This is a genomic window from Candidatus Nitrosopumilus sp. bin_7KS (assembly GCF_054095835.1).
Genome location: NZ_JBSWSO010000010.1, coordinates 23,949 through 37,663 on the forward strand (window position 1 = coordinate 23,949; position 13,715 = coordinate 37,663).

Below are 13,715 nucleotides of genomic sequence, written 5' to 3' on the forward strand. Positions count from 1 at the left end.
TACAATTTTACAAAAAATGGATATTTTCAAAATTACTATCTTCATGCAAATATTTTATAAAAAATACTACTAAATATGATGCAAAACATCAGAAGAACTTTTCAATGACTTAGATTGATTTTCATACATTATGAAGTATTTTGTGATTTTTATTTTGTTGATTGGATTTTTGATTCCTTCAGTTGCATTTGCTCAATATCTAGGAGGCGTTGAATTTTACCACCTTTCATTGACTATAGAGTCAAAACAATACTCTGTTCTATCTCAATCAAACACCAATCACTTTACTGATGTGACATATGACAATAAAGCCAACTCTTTGATTTTTTCAACATCCACATCTGAGGATTTTATTGACACTTATACAATAACCCTGAATGAGCAAACATTTTCAGAGTTACTTGCGACAAATTATGCAAAAACTCCTGAGTCTATGTTGGTACTGATAAATGGAGTCGAACAACCATACCAAATATTCAAAGACAGTGATATTATCTCATGGAGATTTTATGCGCCAATACCCTCTGATGAAGTCGAATTGCTTCCTTCTACTCCTAGATTTGGTACTGGTACATACAAGTTTGATAAAATTCCTGATGGTTTTCCAAAAATTTATCCACCGTTGAAACAAAACCATCTTGGAATAATTACTGAAAATATACAGTGCAAAGATGAATTGGTCTTACTCCAAAAATATGATGGTTCCCCTGCATGTGTAAAGCCTAACAGTGTCATAGACCTCATAAAACGAAATTGGCTGTTAACTGAAGATGTAGGTGGATATGCAATTGATTATGATGGAGATGTAAAGCATCTGCCATTTGCCGATGTTTGCACTAATGAAATGAAGATAATCTTACTGACCCATTCCAACATAGCTTCCTCTGAAGAAGAATTTGTAATAGATAATGTAGAGTTGCCTTTTGGAATGAATTCAGAAGACTTTGAGAGATGTACTCTTGAAACATCATTTACAAAATCAAGATGGAACATGGTAACTATGGAAAATCCTGAAAAAGAAATTATAAAAAAAGCAAAAGAATTGGGAATAAATAACATAATGCAAGCAGTTGACTCTGAGGAATTAAGTTATGATGAGAAAAAAGAATACATCAAGATCAGATATGAAGAATCTTCTAATAAAATTCCCTCACTAAACATCAGAATTAAAGACTTTGATAGACACTTAGAATTCGGAGAACGTCCGACCTTTACTGTTATTGAAACAGGGTATGCATCTACATGTACGTCTCCTAAACTAGAGGTGTATTATCTAAAGAATGAAACAGGGTATGACTTGAAAACAGATGAACTAATTTACGAAAACAAAATTGTGTATCCTTGTCCTGAACCGACCTCTTCGTATTTTCCAATTCTGAAATTTTGGGATGATGCTGATTTTGAACCATTTCCTGCATGTGATAAAACTGGAAGATATCTTGTTGTAGGAGATTCTGGCTATGAAAGGATGTCCTTAGAAGAATACTATTGTGGAATGGAAAATGAAAACTAGGATTTTGATAATCATTGCAATCTCAATTGTAGTTGTGGCGTTTTTTACAGCAAATTTTTTTATGAATTTGTACTATTATGGGGAGTATCTCAAGATAGATGATGGTTATATATGGCATTGCAGTTCTAATGGTCAAAAACAATTTTGTGACAACACGTCAATTAGGATAATGGAATTGTTTGGTTTCATATAGTTTGGAAAAAATGAAAATTAGATACAAAGCATCAGAAGCATTTTTCAATGACTGGAATAGATTTCATATATTGTGAAGTATTTTGTAATCTTTCTTATTGTCTCTATTGTTTTAATTGCACCTCCTCAAACATTTGCTTTATCCTGTGGGATTCCCCCCTTTGATGAGGTATACAAAAGACATGATTTACTATTGCATGGAAAACTAATTGAAAAATTTAATCCACCATTAATCACCAAACAAACCACTTTGGTCTTTGAGACAATTACCGTCTACAAAGGAGAGCCACAAGATCAGTTTACAGTAAAGGCCGATTTGTCTTGGGATGACTATTATCGACTAGGAGAAGAATATGTCTTGTTTGCAGACAAGCAAGATGATCATTACTTCAGAGATCTTTGTGTAAGCAACTATATCTCATCAAAAGAGATCATAAAATTTCTAGATGATTACATAGATGGCAAGGTAACAGGACACAATGTGTTTAGTCTGTATGATCTAGTTTCAAATTTTGAGTTAAAAAAAATATATTCCAAAATGGATCTTTATACTAAAATTAACCGCGGAAATGATTTTCTAAACAATCTCATAAATGACAAAACAAAATACGATTATTCGTGCAATTTTGATGAAGATTTGAAGCATGCAGAAAAACTATTTGCAGACAATGTCTATGTGTTTAACAAGTTAAGGGATACTAGCTTAAACTATACTGTTTCTACTGATGCAACGTTATCTACGAACCCTCAAACAGGTATTGTGATTATTGAAAGTCCAGAGCATAAAGCCATAGTCAGTATACTGAATAGTCCTTATTTTGAGAATTGTTTTTTTGTATATAATCAACAACTCATTGAAAAATCAACCGGAGAGATAGATGTGAATAGAGACAGCTTGGAGAAAATATGTAGTGCAGAAAATGCAACTTCGGTGTTGCCCGATTTATGCAAGCCTGTAAAAACTTTTGATATGAACGGAATTTTGTATCTTCTAATTCCGCTTGGAATCTTTGGGGGAATTGCGTCTGTATTTATCATTTTTAGGAAAAGAAAATGAAAACTAGATTCTTGATAATTATAATACTTGTTATCATTACTGTTTCTGTTATTGGATACAGTCTTATCGCATTAGAATCTGAGTCTGATCCAAAATCTCTTTTGTGCGGGAAAAATTTTATTCAACGAGGGCATGAATGCTTTCCAGACATTAGTTATCTGGAACCAAACACCATTTTGATTTCTTCTATACATTCACCAAATAAAATAAGAACTACTCCACTCCCATCCACATCCGTTATTTTTCTCGAAAAAAACAATACTGTAACTTGGATTAATGAATCCGGTTTTCCTGCTAAGGTTTATGAAAAAGAGAACAAGTGGTTAATTGACACAATAGAGCCAGACACGCAAAAACAAATCATATTCAACCAAACTGGATTTTACAAGTATTTTGTACAGAATTCAAATGATCGAGGTCATGGAAGACTAGCCCTTGTCTCTGATGATACAGATTTGCTTCCCTATTACACAAAACTAGAGATTGCAAGAGCTATTGTAGAGCAAGATCGTGATAACTATCCTATAGTTGGGTTGGGTATTGGCAATGCGGAAAATTCTCTAGGAATTGATATTGATAAAAAATACTTGGAAGAAAATCCTGATGCACATTCGTTCTTAATGAAACGATACACCGAAATGATCCCGTTTGATGTAAAAATTACAATAGAATTTGGAGGACCAATAACACCATTAACAGGATAAGAAAATGAAAACTATATTTTTGATAATGCTTGTATTTACCATCATGTTGATTGCATCACTAGTAACAGTCTCTAAAATGGAGCCAATACAAAAAGAGATTTGGTATATGACAGGAGCATATGATCGTGATCCTAACGTTCCTAATCTAATACCGTCACTTGACTATGATTATGGTCTAATGTACGTTACAGTTTTAGAAATATTTGGGATTACAGGATTGGTCATAGTTGGAATTAATTTTATTGTTGGGAGAAAGAGAAAATGAAAACCATGTTTTTGATTTTAGTATTTGCAGCTATTGGTTTCTCTCAAATTCAAGAATCCTTCTCTGAGGATTATTTTGCGATTCCTTCTTGTTACACTGGTGTTTTTGTAACTGACCATGTCCAGTGCTCCACAAGAGACTCTCCTCCATGTGAATCACCATCATTTGAAAAAAATGGATTCTGTGTTGTTAAGAAAATTGACATTTGTAAAGCAGAGAATATACTTAAAGACGGTTTATGCATTGAAAATAAAAATTTTTTCAGAGTAGATGATTCTACATTTACTCGCCAGTCTTTGCAAACAGGTGAGACTCTGGGTAATTTTACAAATCTGTTTGGGTGGTCTGGACTGGCATTATTTGCATTTATCGTTGCAGCATATGTTATCATGAAAATAAAAAAGAGGAAAAATGAAAACTAGTGATTCTGGAAAAAATTGCGAGTGTGGTCATACTCAACAAGACCATGCAATAATTCAGAAAAGTATGACAAAGTTGGCAGTTCTTGAAAGGGGATTTTTTATTCCAACACAACTAGACAATGGAATGTGCAAGAAATGTACTTGTCCAAAATATTATCCACCAAGATTGTTTAGGAAAAAAAGAGAAATTGAGTATCGTGCCAAACCAATGAATGTACTAGATGACTCTGAAAACAGATGCAAGCGATGTGGAACACTATATGACAACCATGATGAAATGGACCATTCTTTTCAATATAGAAAATGAAAACTAGATACAAAATTACTATTATTGCAGTTTGTGCATATTTCGGAGTATTTCTTGGTCCTGTAACTGCAAGCAATGTTTACTGCGATTTTGTTTCACAAGAGATGTGCACATCAAGAATTACGGGTGTCAATCTGCCACCATTTAACCTGATTCCACTTAGCTTACCAAGTGATAATGAATGTTTTTTTGAAAATACAGAAGGTGTGATGAAACCATGTTACATCGAAACAGGATATTTTGAGTGGCCATTTCCTCCCCGCATGGAAGAACATCCAGAAAGAAATTGTGATGAGCAATGCATTGACGATGGAAAACTTCCTCCTTGCACTAGTGACAGAACGGCATGTTTTAATCAAGATGCTAATCTCTGTGATCCTTCGGGATGGGAATGTGATGTTTATTTTAAAGATTGAACTGAAAAAACATATGATATCACCCGCTTTAACATATCTGTCTCAAACGGCTTGTAGAGTACTGCTTCTACATCATATGTGTCAAGTAAACTAGCCTCTCCTATTTTCAGATCTCCTGTTACAATCACAATCTTGGCCTTTGGGTCCATATGCGTTATTTTTTCAATTGCATTAAATCCATCATATTTTGGCATTAACAAATCTATGAAAATCACATCCGGTTGATATTTCTCATATAATTTTTTGGCTTCCTTGCCGTTTTTACCTCTGGCTAAAATATTTACTCCAAACAAATCCAATAATTCACAGAATACTTCTAATGAATCCTGATCATCATCAACTACAACACAACTAAACATGCCCAAAATATGATTATCTTGATATCATATAATGTGATGTCAGATGAAAATATTACTCTTTTTGAAATTCTGAGACTTTTTTAAATAACTTTATTTTGTATTTTTAAATTATTATGTATTTGCTGTATAATTTCTGTCATTTAATTTGTAATTTACTTTTTGTTATTGGCCATAAACCGTTTTAAGAATGGAACTGTTGTTGGCAATCTCTTGTGTAAACTGAACATTAACTGAAACCCTGTTGCTAAAGTCAATGTTTACATTGTCAAACAATGACTTGTATTGCTCTACTTTCCTCCTGTTCTCTGTAAGTTCATATCCTGTTTTCACTAACAATCCTTTCTCAATTAAAAAGTTAATTTTTCTATATCCTGATGTCTTTGGGATGTTCAGTTTTTCCAAGATCTCAGCAATAGTCCACGGCTCCCCAATTGATGCATTAAGGATCTTGGACATTTCATCATCACTAAATGCCTTTAGAATTGACTGACTGATTAATTCATCTGATATTGTAAATCTTTTTTCAGCCTTGTCCTGTTTTGATTTAATTGTACATATGTTGTTGAGAAATTTTTTCTCCAGTCCTTCTGCACCTGCTCCAAAAAATTCCCTCAAAATAGAATCAACATTTTCAAATTCACCCATGGCAGTAGTCAGAGACATTCCAAATTTTTCAAATAATCTGTCCTGTATTTTTGAAACCGTTTCTTTGCCTAAATTTTCCATGATTATCCTCTCAAAGGATTCTGCAAAAAGGGAGTCTACTCCAGACATATTTTCATTGGTTATTACTTTCATATTAATAATTCCCAATTAAAAATCACCTTACAACCTCCGATAACTCTCGAATGTATTCCGTTTTATTTTCACCTGCCAACACTAATGCTTTTTCTATGTTATGTTGTAGCGGTGCGATGTTGTTTTGAGCATAGTTTACAATGTTGCACTCTTCAATGATTGGAAGTTTTTTCAAATTTCTGTACTGTTCATATCCTAGCGTACACGAATAGTAATTAATATCCCCCTTGAATTTGTACTGAATTTCAAATGGTGAAGGTGTTGTACTTTCTACCAACAAAATATCTGTAATTGATTGCTTTATACTATGAATATTAAATGGTTTTTGAATTACAGGAACATTCAATGAATTAAGAATAATAGAGTTTGCAGCATCAAGTTCACCTGTAACCATTATTATCTTAGCATCAATGTTTCTATCTTTGATGTTCTCTACTGCATATATCCCATCATATTCTGGCATCTGCAAATCTGTAAAAACTACATCTGGCAAATGCTTTTCATACAACATTACTGCCTCTTTACCGTTATTTCCTGAACCAAGTACATCTACTTTGATGAGACTCAACAATTCAGAAAATACATTAAGAATGTCTTGGTCATCATCGATCACAACACAATTAACCATTTATGATCTCTCTCTTGTTTAGTCTGATATGTGATGCCAATATATGATATTCATACTTTATACTATTATATGATCTTATTAATTCCCAATGATGGGACTTTCTAACGAGATGGTTGTCGGTATTGCAAAATGAATTGATGCTAAAATAGTTCAGTAACAGTATTATTTTCATATAAAATATGAAAATAAGGATGGTCTCTAGACTACAATGCCCTTATTGTAAAAAACTTTTAGCGGGAGAAGGCCATTTACAAAGACACATTAGAACAATTCACAAATCTAAAAATCTGCAATAAATGGTGACTTTTGAAACTATTTGACAAGTTTGCGTAATGTCTGATTAACTACGCTTGAAAAACTGACTGATATCTAGTTTCTTTGATCAATTGTGATTAAAATTCAATTTATTATTTAGCATATTACTCAACTTCATTATGTTTGATGGCAATCTGATTAAACATGATTTGTATTTCCCAAAATGTGAACTATTGGAATCGATTTATATCTAAAATATTGCCATCATAATGTATGAGTAAACGTGTAACAATCATGATTGACGGTGACCTGGATAAAAAACTACGACAACGTCAAGCAAAAATGATACAACAAAAGCAAACGTCATACAGCTATTCTAGAGCACTGAATGAAGCATTAAGAAAAGTTCTTTAGAAATACTGCCTAAACTAATTCGGTTTTGAATGTAGAGATTCAACGTTCCAAAGAGTTGGATTCAGAATTATTAAAAATTTAATTTTACTATCTTTCTAACGAATTATTTTTTTAAAGGATTATGCGATTTTTATATATAAACAACTTATGATTTTTCAAAAAATCCTCTTTAGAATATCATTCTGGTTATTGATGATATTTTATTAAAAATAATCAACACTAACAAAAACGAGACTTAGGAATCTCTACAAGGAGCATCATGCACCAACATTTACAACAAATGGAATATAATAAACAACGAAAAATAATATCACAAGTAATGATATTGTACAAATTAACGTCAAGTATTTTAATTTGATATTTTTATTGCCTCATAGTTGGATTTATCTGAATTCCAGATTATCTTTACTTCCGAATCAGAGCGATAAGTGCTTACAAAAGTATCCAGACTGGTCTGATGCTGATCCTCTAAAATTTGTAAAACATGTTCTTTTTCAGATTCAAGGGTATTTCTCAGTTGCATATATTTTTCTCGAATATCTGTGATTTGTTGACTAAATGTTTCCTTTGACATACCTCCGTTATTGTTGAATTTCTCAATTATTGCTTTTTCCTCATCGTTTTGTTCTAATTTTATATTTGCAAAAAGAGAATCATATTTTATTTTCATATCTAAAAGTTTTTCATCATAATGTTTTTGCATGAATTTGATTTTTGAATTGAGATTTTTTATTTTTTCAAAAATCCTGTCTTGTTGGAATTTTTTTACATCCACTGGATCCTTTGTTTCCAAAAATGTATCTGTAACTACATTTCCCATATTGTGACGTACCCACATTTCAGCAGTGTATTCAGAAGTACATACATAGTCATCTGCATGTGTTCTATATACCAACACCTGACCCTGCCTGCATTCCGTATTTGGATTATTCTTGCCAAGATCTTCCCAAGATACTTTGTCAAATGGATTTGCCTTTAGATATGCAGGGTTTGTTCTATAGTCTTGATAGTATTTTCGTAGTTGTTCTCCAGAAACACTGTCCTCAAAATTACCATCAGAACTAAAAAGAATCTGTTGGTTATAGTATGCATTGCCACTCAATACATTGTAGATACTATTGGCCGCAAGCATTTCTTCTCGGGTCATTTTTGCGGCATTGACAAAAGCATCTCTTGCTTCTTCTGGTCCTTTACCTTCAAGTATGGATTTGTGTAAAGCATCGCGTCCAGCATTAATTTTTGATGCAGTAAATTTTAGTGGATGATCATATATTGTGTCTGTATCTTTTGCAGGGCTATTTTCAAGTGCCCTCTCAAACATTTTATCAAATGTATAGTATTCCCAAAGTTCCTCCCATTTTTTTAATTTCTCATCTAGAATTTGTCGAACTTCTGCTCTTTTTTCCTCTAGTTCTTTTTGCTTTTCTAGTGTTTCAAAGTTTCTTTGTTCTAATTGTGCAATCCATCTCTTACTTTTCTCTATTTTTTTGAGAATGTCTTGTGCTACGGGATTGTTTTTGATATCCTCTGAAATGGTGATTTGCTCACTTGTGATAGGTTCTTGTGCAAAAGCAGGATTTAAAACAAAAAACAGTGCAAATACAACACCAATTCCAAGAATAACCTGACCGTCCATGAACCTTGATCGAATTTTACTATATAATGAACACTGATGATTCATCAGTAAAAATAGAAAAATTTAGGAATACATCAAGTCATAGAATATTATTTTATGTTAGTTATTTTGTTAAAAATATGTATTTTCAAAAATCGTGGGACGCGATATTGTAACATCTTACATCTAATCTTAAGTACATCATATAGTATGAATGATAAGAAATACTTAAAAGATAAAACTTGAAGTTTTTAGAATGGGCAAGGTTGGGATGAATTCTAGGTTTTTACTTTTCACAATTGCAAGTTTGATTGCAATCATGATTGTTCCTATCTTTGACACTGTACATGCGCAACCTCTGCAAGAAGTTAATGCAGATGTGATTGAATTTGATGGCACATTTGCAACAGTTGAGATTTCATGGAATGATAATGGCGCATCGTACTATGAAGTTGGGTGTGTAAGTTGCATGCCTAACTTGTCAGATGTAACTATTGAAAACTTGTTGGTACTAAGTAATGTAACTGCTTTCACAAGTGGTGATGCACTGCTGTATGTCATTGCATATGATGATACAGATGAAATCATCTCAGCAAAACAAGTGATGGTGAAACTAAGATGAATAATTTAGTGCCATTATTTGGGTTAATTGCTGTTATGGGGTTAGTTTTTCTTTTTAATCCTGTATTTGCTCAACCCATTGACGACACACATGGCATTTCATATGGTCAAGTTGGAACAGCAGTATCCCTTGGTGCCAACATACAAAACCCATATGATTTTCCTACATCTGCATCAATAGAGTTTGTCTTTGAAGATATAGACAGTGGAAATTACTGGGATGACAAAAAGCATACAGGTACAGCAGATGCCAATTCCAATTTTGTGACTAATCAGTCATATTTTTTGAAAAACACTGGCAAATTTTTCATTCATTATGTATATGAGATTGATGGAAAACCAATCCAAGATCCTGCAACCACTGAATTTGTTATTTTCAAAGAATATTCTGACGCTGCACTAAGCGGATGTAGCCCAGATCATAAATTTGTAATAACGCCAAACTATGGTAAAGCCGTATGTGTGTTTGATGATACCGTTCAAAAGCTAGTCCAAAGAGGTTGGGTTGGCAACAACATTACTGAAATGAAACATGACTCTTCCAATGAAGAACAAACAATCCATGTATCTTTTGACATTTTAGGCTATTCTGATTTTCCAGATGATTTCTATTTTACAGGTGATGAAATTAAAATATCTGGACATATTTGGGCCACGCAAAAAGATGATCTTGAAGAGATACCTGTTATAATTCAGATCAGTTATAATGATGACTTGATAGACATTGCTCAGATTCCCATATCTTCAGACGGTACTTTTCTACATTCGATAAATGCCACAGGCCCTTTATGGCAACAAAGCGGACGCTATTTGGCCACAGCTTCATATGATTCTGAAAGCACGCAGAAGAGTTTTGGCTTCTCGACATATTATGACCATGTTTCTATGAATTATTTTGCAGATTTGGATTCAGATGACTATGAAGAATTGTGCGGTTACCCTGTTACTCATGAAATGAGAAAAGATATTGTCGAGTCTCTAAAACAGCGACATGATGATACAGTTTCACTGGTCGAATTGAATCAAGGAATTTTTACACATGTGGAGCGTTCATTATACTTGACTGACATGCCTCGCTTGCAATACTGGTATGACATCAAGGATGGAAAGCAGGTATACCTTGAAATTGATGCATGTGCATTTGATAACTCTCATACAACATATGGGCAACTTGGTTCAAATTATGAACCATCACAAGACATCATTATTGATGGCGTTCATCATAACATACTTCCTGCACCTGGCTCTCCATTGATTTACAAAGATTCTTTTCTTCCTGTACTAGACATTGATAACTGCCAAAGAGTTGCAGATAATTACACAAAAGAAGAAAGACCAAAACTATTCACACGTGAAACCACAACCTTTGATGCTGCATGGGCAAATCAGGTATTTCCTTTGATGGATTACTGTGCTGATGTTGGAGTCTTTGAGATGACAACTGTTGATGGAAAAATTAATTGGATTTTTACTGGTTTTGAGAGATAGAAAATGAAGATTAGCCTTTTGATAACAATTGCGATTGTTGTAATGATTGCAATTTTTGCAGGTTCTTTGGGAATTTTGGCTTTTTCACAGCAAACAGAGATAGAATGCCTGAGACTTTACAAAGAGATACGAGAGTTGTCACGTACTCCAGAAATGTCTCTTGCTGAACGTGAATCAACAGATTTGCACAAAAGATCAGTGTTTGAATATGTGGAAAAAAGTTGTCCAGATTTTCCTGACTTGGAATTTATCCATGACAACTATCGACAAATGGAATCACAATTATCTACATCATCATACATGGACTAAATAGTTCCCACAATTGATGATTTTAGAAAGTTTGCATCAGACTCACCTGATATTGACAACATATTTTACAGATTTGGCAAACCTGTGAATGACATTGGAAGTGGAATTCATATCTATGTGTATGAACTAAATGATTCTAGTAAGATTTGGATAGGGTATGCAGATAAAATTATGTATGTAGAACATGTAGATTCTGACGGAAATATTTTGGAGACAATATTTGCAGAAAATGAAAACTAAGCTTTTGATAATTTCATCTTTGGTTTTACTTTTAATCCCGTTCTCAGATGCACATGCATCATGTGATGGGTTTTTTCCTATTATTCACAATGTTAGAGCATATGATGAAGCATCAGTAGTATTTTTTGGAACTGTAACTGATGCACATGTGCAATCTCCTCCCGTATCGGATCCGTATAACTCTGAAATAATACGCCCTTCCCCTGAATACACTTCCTTTACAGTACACTATGTTTTGAAAGGGGAACTAGATGAAAATAGTGTGATGACACAGCCCCATTCTTCTGTAGGGTATCGTGGGTTTGTAGAAGGTGAAACTTATTTTGTTTATGCATATGGGCCACAAAACGAAGTCAATGTTTGCACTGCTCCTACAATGTCTCTACATGGATTGTTTACTATAATTTTCCACATGGTGTTTTTCTTGATTCCTGTAGGTATCATAATTGTCGTGTTTCTTCTTTGGAGAAAAAGAAAATGAAAACTAGGCTTTTGATAATCATTGTAATTGTTGTAGGAATTGTTGCAGGCGTACTGATGGCACTTCCAAATGATTCTGATAAAAATATAGATCCTTCTAGTCTTGAGTATCTTAAAGCATTACAGAATCTATGCAAACAAAATGAAAACAATGGCTCTGTATCTATGATTGATGGTTCAAGGTGGCAAAATACAACCCACTACTTTGATGTACCTGGCTGTCAGTTTGTACCACTAGTCATCCCAGAATCTAAGGACAATTCTGATAACACGTTGCTTGTACCCGCACCTTTTGTAGAGTTTACTGAGGATGAAATTGTAGATACACTTTTGCCCTTAATTGATGATTCTGATGCAAAAAAAGTCTATCAAAATTCAAAAAAAGTAAGATACGAGACAACCAAAGCGGAACTTAGCATCAGTGCTCCTAGAAACACTGGTTTGTCTCATTATGTTGATTATAACATATTTGATAGAAACTATACAATCCCACCTGAACAAGCCCAAGACTTTGTCAAATCATTGTTGAATAAAATTGGCTACGAAACAGACGGGTCTGAGTATGTGCAAGTTGAAGAATCTTATCACAATACCAAAATTGTAATTCATCAAACAAAAGATGGTATGAAGATAGCAAATGAGATGAACAGGTTTCAATTCAGAGACAGAAGCACACTACTTGAAATTACACATTGGTATGATAACTTGGATGAATATGATCTAAAATACAGCCCAAATGATGCAAAAAACATTGCACATGACTATCTTGTAGAGTTTGTTTCTGCAGATCCTAAACTACGAGATATGGATATTGTCATAGGCAAACCTCAATTTGCATTTGTCGAATTAAAAGCAATCGACAATCGTTTGGTTTATTCTGTTAGTAAGATGTATTTTCATCTTGAAATCCAAGTGGATGCAGTTACGGGTGATGTTGTGAATGCAGACACAATAAAGATAACTGGAAAGGAGATACCTGGCTGTGCAGGAGTAGGAGTATCAAAACTAACGCAACAAGACATTGAAAAAATTGAGGAACGTGTTGGTGAATTGCTTTATTATGAACTGGTAGATGATGATTTGAATCAACTTCCTGTTCTCAAAGAAATGGTTGATGCGACAACATCTAGAACTGAATACAATGACAGGGTACGCCTGCCAATATTTATCGAAGAGTGGAATGATTATAAAATATTTTTCAAAGAAAAGTTTGACCAACAGCACGATGAGTATTACGAGTCTGATTTGCAAAGCAACTATGTTTTGTATGGTGATAAAATCTATACAATAAGATACAATGAAAATTATGCGGACACTCCATTTACAGTAGAGATGTTTCCTGCCAATATCGACTATGATCATAAGGCAATCACCATACTGAATAATGAAACAGGTAATATCCCAAAATTTGTCCAAGCAATCGAGTTGATGGGAACATGGGAGGTGTCTGTGAGAAACAGTACGGGAATTTTGGAAAGCGAGCAGCAACGATATCAGAGTTATCTGTTTGAAAAAAATACTGAGAAATTCGGCCTAGATGCAGAAGAGTATGCCCGCATATTCTATTATGATGGTAATTATTATGAGCCAAGTTTTACTATTTGTTAAAAGAAGAAAATGAAAATTAGATTC

At 33.6% G+C, this 13,715-nt stretch carries 18 protein-coding genes; 14 read left to right on the forward strand and 4 right to left on the reverse strand.

Translation table 11 applies throughout. The features are described from left to right. The first annotated feature begins 130 nt into the window (after positions 1-130). From ACW9W4_RS10310 to ACW9W4_RS10340, 7 genes are all read left to right on the forward strand, one after another. A complete protein-coding gene (locus ACW9W4_RS10310; RefSeq protein WP_457762369.1) occupies positions 131-1,513 on the forward strand; it encodes a hypothetical protein in 1,383 nt (460 codons plus the stop codon). Between the two features lie 265 nt (positions 1,514-1,778). Continuing rightward, positions 1,779-2,762 carry a hypothetical protein gene (locus tag ACW9W4_RS10315; RefSeq protein WP_457762370.1) on the forward strand — a complete coding sequence of 328 codons (984 nt, stop codon included), beginning with the start codon at positions 1,779-1,781 and terminating at the stop codon, positions 2,760-2,762. Then, positions 2,759-3,466 carry a cupredoxin domain-containing protein gene (locus ACW9W4_RS10320; protein WP_457762371.1) on the forward strand — a complete coding sequence of 236 codons (708 nt, stop codon included), beginning with the start codon at positions 2,759-2,761 and terminating at the stop codon, positions 3,464-3,466. The genes ACW9W4_RS10315 and ACW9W4_RS10320 overlap by 4 nt, the downstream gene beginning before the upstream one ends. Positions 3,467-3,470: 4 nt before the next feature. Then, on the forward strand, positions 3,471-3,731 hold the full coding sequence (locus tag ACW9W4_RS10325; RefSeq protein WP_457762372.1) for a hypothetical protein: 261 nt from the start codon (positions 3,471-3,473) through the stop codon (positions 3,729-3,731). After that, the gene (locus tag ACW9W4_RS10330) at positions 3,728-4,153 is read left to right on the forward strand and encodes a hypothetical protein (RefSeq protein ID WP_457762373.1); all 426 of its coding nucleotides are present in this window, start codon (positions 3,728-3,730) and stop codon (positions 4,151-4,153) included. Before ACW9W4_RS10325 ends, ACW9W4_RS10330 begins: the two co-directional genes overlap by 4 nt. Next, positions 4,143-4,460, forward strand: a complete 318-nt coding sequence (locus tag ACW9W4_RS10335) for a hypothetical protein (protein WP_457762374.1) — start codon at positions 4,143-4,145, stop codon at positions 4,458-4,460. Before ACW9W4_RS10330 ends, ACW9W4_RS10335 begins: the two co-directional genes overlap by 11 nt. Then, positions 4,457-4,876, forward strand: a complete 420-nt coding sequence (locus ACW9W4_RS10340) for a hypothetical protein (RefSeq protein WP_457762375.1) — start codon at positions 4,457-4,459, stop codon at positions 4,874-4,876. The genes ACW9W4_RS10335 and ACW9W4_RS10340 overlap by 4 nt, the downstream gene beginning before the upstream one ends. Here ACW9W4_RS10340 and ACW9W4_RS10345 read toward each other — a convergent pair. From ACW9W4_RS10345 to ACW9W4_RS10355, 3 genes are all read right to left on the reverse strand, one after another. Beyond that, complete coding sequence (locus tag ACW9W4_RS10345; protein ID WP_457762376.1) at positions 4,861-5,235, reverse strand: response regulator; 375 nt, start codon at positions 5,233-5,235, stop codon at positions 4,861-4,863. The two genes, ACW9W4_RS10340 and ACW9W4_RS10345, sit on opposite strands and share 16 nt — an antisense overlap. Positions 5,236-5,397: 162 nt before the next feature. Continuing rightward, positions 5,398-6,033, reverse strand: coding sequence for a transcriptional regulator (locus tag ACW9W4_RS10350; protein WP_457762377.1), 636 nt, complete (start codon positions 6,031-6,033; stop codon positions 5,398-5,400). 22 nt (positions 6,034-6,055) lie between these two features. After that, positions 6,056-6,661, reverse strand: a complete 606-nt coding sequence (locus tag ACW9W4_RS10355) for a response regulator (protein WP_457762378.1) — start codon at positions 6,659-6,661, stop codon at positions 6,056-6,058. 528 nt (positions 6,662-7,189) lie between these two features. Here ACW9W4_RS10355 and ACW9W4_RS10360 point away from each other — a divergent pair. After that, complete coding sequence (locus ACW9W4_RS10360; protein WP_457762379.1) at positions 7,190-7,330, forward strand: hypothetical protein; 141 nt, start codon at positions 7,190-7,192, stop codon at positions 7,328-7,330. Positions 7,331-7,679: 349 nt separating this feature from the next. Here the strand turns inward: ACW9W4_RS10360 and ACW9W4_RS10365 are convergent, their stop codons facing one another. Continuing rightward, entirely contained in the window at positions 7,680-8,966 is a 1,287-nt protein-coding gene (locus ACW9W4_RS10365; protein ID WP_457762380.1) for a hypothetical protein, read from the reverse strand. 235 nt (positions 8,967-9,201) lie between these two features. On the opposite strand from ACW9W4_RS10365, the gene ACW9W4_RS10370 reads away from it, so the two are divergent. From ACW9W4_RS10370 to ACW9W4_RS10395, 6 genes are all read left to right on the forward strand, one after another. After that, on the forward strand, positions 9,202-9,567 hold the full coding sequence (locus ACW9W4_RS10370) for a hypothetical protein (RefSeq protein ID WP_457762381.1): 366 nt from the start codon (positions 9,202-9,204) through the stop codon (positions 9,565-9,567). Then, positions 9,564-11,054 (forward strand): hypothetical protein, encoded by a 1,491-nt coding sequence (locus tag ACW9W4_RS10375; RefSeq protein WP_457762382.1) that lies wholly within the window; start codon positions 9,564-9,566, stop codon positions 11,052-11,054. The genes ACW9W4_RS10370 and ACW9W4_RS10375 overlap by 4 nt, the downstream gene beginning before the upstream one ends. A gap of 3 nt (positions 11,055-11,057) precedes the next feature. Continuing rightward, positions 11,058-11,363, forward strand: a complete 306-nt coding sequence (locus tag ACW9W4_RS10380) for a hypothetical protein (protein ID WP_457762383.1) — start codon at positions 11,058-11,060, stop codon at positions 11,361-11,363. A gap of 84 nt (positions 11,364-11,447) precedes the next feature. After that, positions 11,448-11,603, forward strand: coding sequence for a hypothetical protein (locus tag ACW9W4_RS10385; protein ID WP_457762384.1), 156 nt, complete (start codon positions 11,448-11,450; stop codon positions 11,601-11,603). Further along, positions 11,593-12,084, forward strand: a complete 492-nt coding sequence (locus tag ACW9W4_RS10390; RefSeq protein ID WP_457762385.1) for a hypothetical protein — start codon at positions 11,593-11,595, stop codon at positions 12,082-12,084. Before ACW9W4_RS10385 ends, ACW9W4_RS10390 begins: the two co-directional genes overlap by 11 nt. Continuing rightward, on the forward strand, positions 12,081-13,691 hold the full coding sequence (locus tag ACW9W4_RS10395; RefSeq protein WP_457762386.1) for a hypothetical protein: 1,611 nt from the start codon (positions 12,081-12,083) through the stop codon (positions 13,689-13,691). The genes ACW9W4_RS10390 and ACW9W4_RS10395 overlap by 4 nt, the downstream gene beginning before the upstream one ends. Positions 13,692-13,715 lie beyond the last annotated feature (24 nt).

Bases quoted from the DNA above. Each gene is read 5' to 3' on its own strand.
- ACW9W4_RS10310 (WP_457762369.1), top strand. From the start codon at position 131: ATGAAGTATTTTGTGATTTTTATTTTGTTGATTGGATTTTTGATTCCT.
- ACW9W4_RS10320 (WP_457762371.1), top strand. From the start codon at position 2,759: ATGAAAACTAGATTCTTGATAATTATAATACTTGTTATCATTACTGTT.
- ACW9W4_RS10325 (WP_457762372.1), top strand. From the start codon at position 3,471: ATGAAAACTATATTTTTGATAATGCTTGTATTTACCATCATGTTGATT.
- ACW9W4_RS10330 (WP_457762373.1), top strand. From the start codon at position 3,728: ATGAAAACCATGTTTTTGATTTTAGTATTTGCAGCTATTGGTTTCTCT.
- ACW9W4_RS10335 (WP_457762374.1), top strand. From the start codon at position 4,143: ATGAAAACTAGTGATTCTGGAAAAAATTGCGAGTGTGGTCATACTCAA.
- ACW9W4_RS10340 (WP_457762375.1), top strand. From the start codon at position 4,457: ATGAAAACTAGATACAAAATTACTATTATTGCAGTTTGTGCATATTTC.
- ACW9W4_RS10345 (WP_457762376.1), bottom strand. From the start codon at position 5,235: ATGTTTAGTTGTGTTGTAGTTGATGATGATCAGGATTCATTAGAAGTA.
- ACW9W4_RS10350 (WP_457762377.1), bottom strand. From the start codon at position 6,033: ATGAAAGTAATAACCAATGAAAATATGTCTGGAGTAGACTCCCTTTTT.
- ACW9W4_RS10355 (WP_457762378.1), bottom strand. From the start codon at position 6,661: ATGGTTAATTGTGTTGTGATCGATGATGACCAAGACATTCTTAATGTA.
- ACW9W4_RS10360 (WP_457762379.1), top strand. From the start codon at position 7,190: ATGAGTAAACGTGTAACAATCATGATTGACGGTGACCTGGATAAAAAA.
- ACW9W4_RS10365 (WP_457762380.1), bottom strand. From the start codon at position 8,966: ATGGACGGTCAGGTTATTCTTGGAATTGGTGTTGTATTTGCACTGTTT.
- ACW9W4_RS10370 (WP_457762381.1), top strand. From the start codon at position 9,202: ATGGGCAAGGTTGGGATGAATTCTAGGTTTTTACTTTTCACAATTGCA.
- ACW9W4_RS10375 (WP_457762382.1), top strand. From the start codon at position 9,564: ATGAATAATTTAGTGCCATTATTTGGGTTAATTGCTGTTATGGGGTTA.
- ACW9W4_RS10380 (WP_457762383.1), top strand. From the start codon at position 11,058: ATGAAGATTAGCCTTTTGATAACAATTGCGATTGTTGTAATGATTGCA.
- ACW9W4_RS10390 (WP_457762385.1), top strand. From the start codon at position 11,593: ATGAAAACTAAGCTTTTGATAATTTCATCTTTGGTTTTACTTTTAATC.
- ACW9W4_RS10395 (WP_457762386.1), top strand. From the start codon at position 12,081: ATGAAAACTAGGCTTTTGATAATCATTGTAATTGTTGTAGGAATTGTT.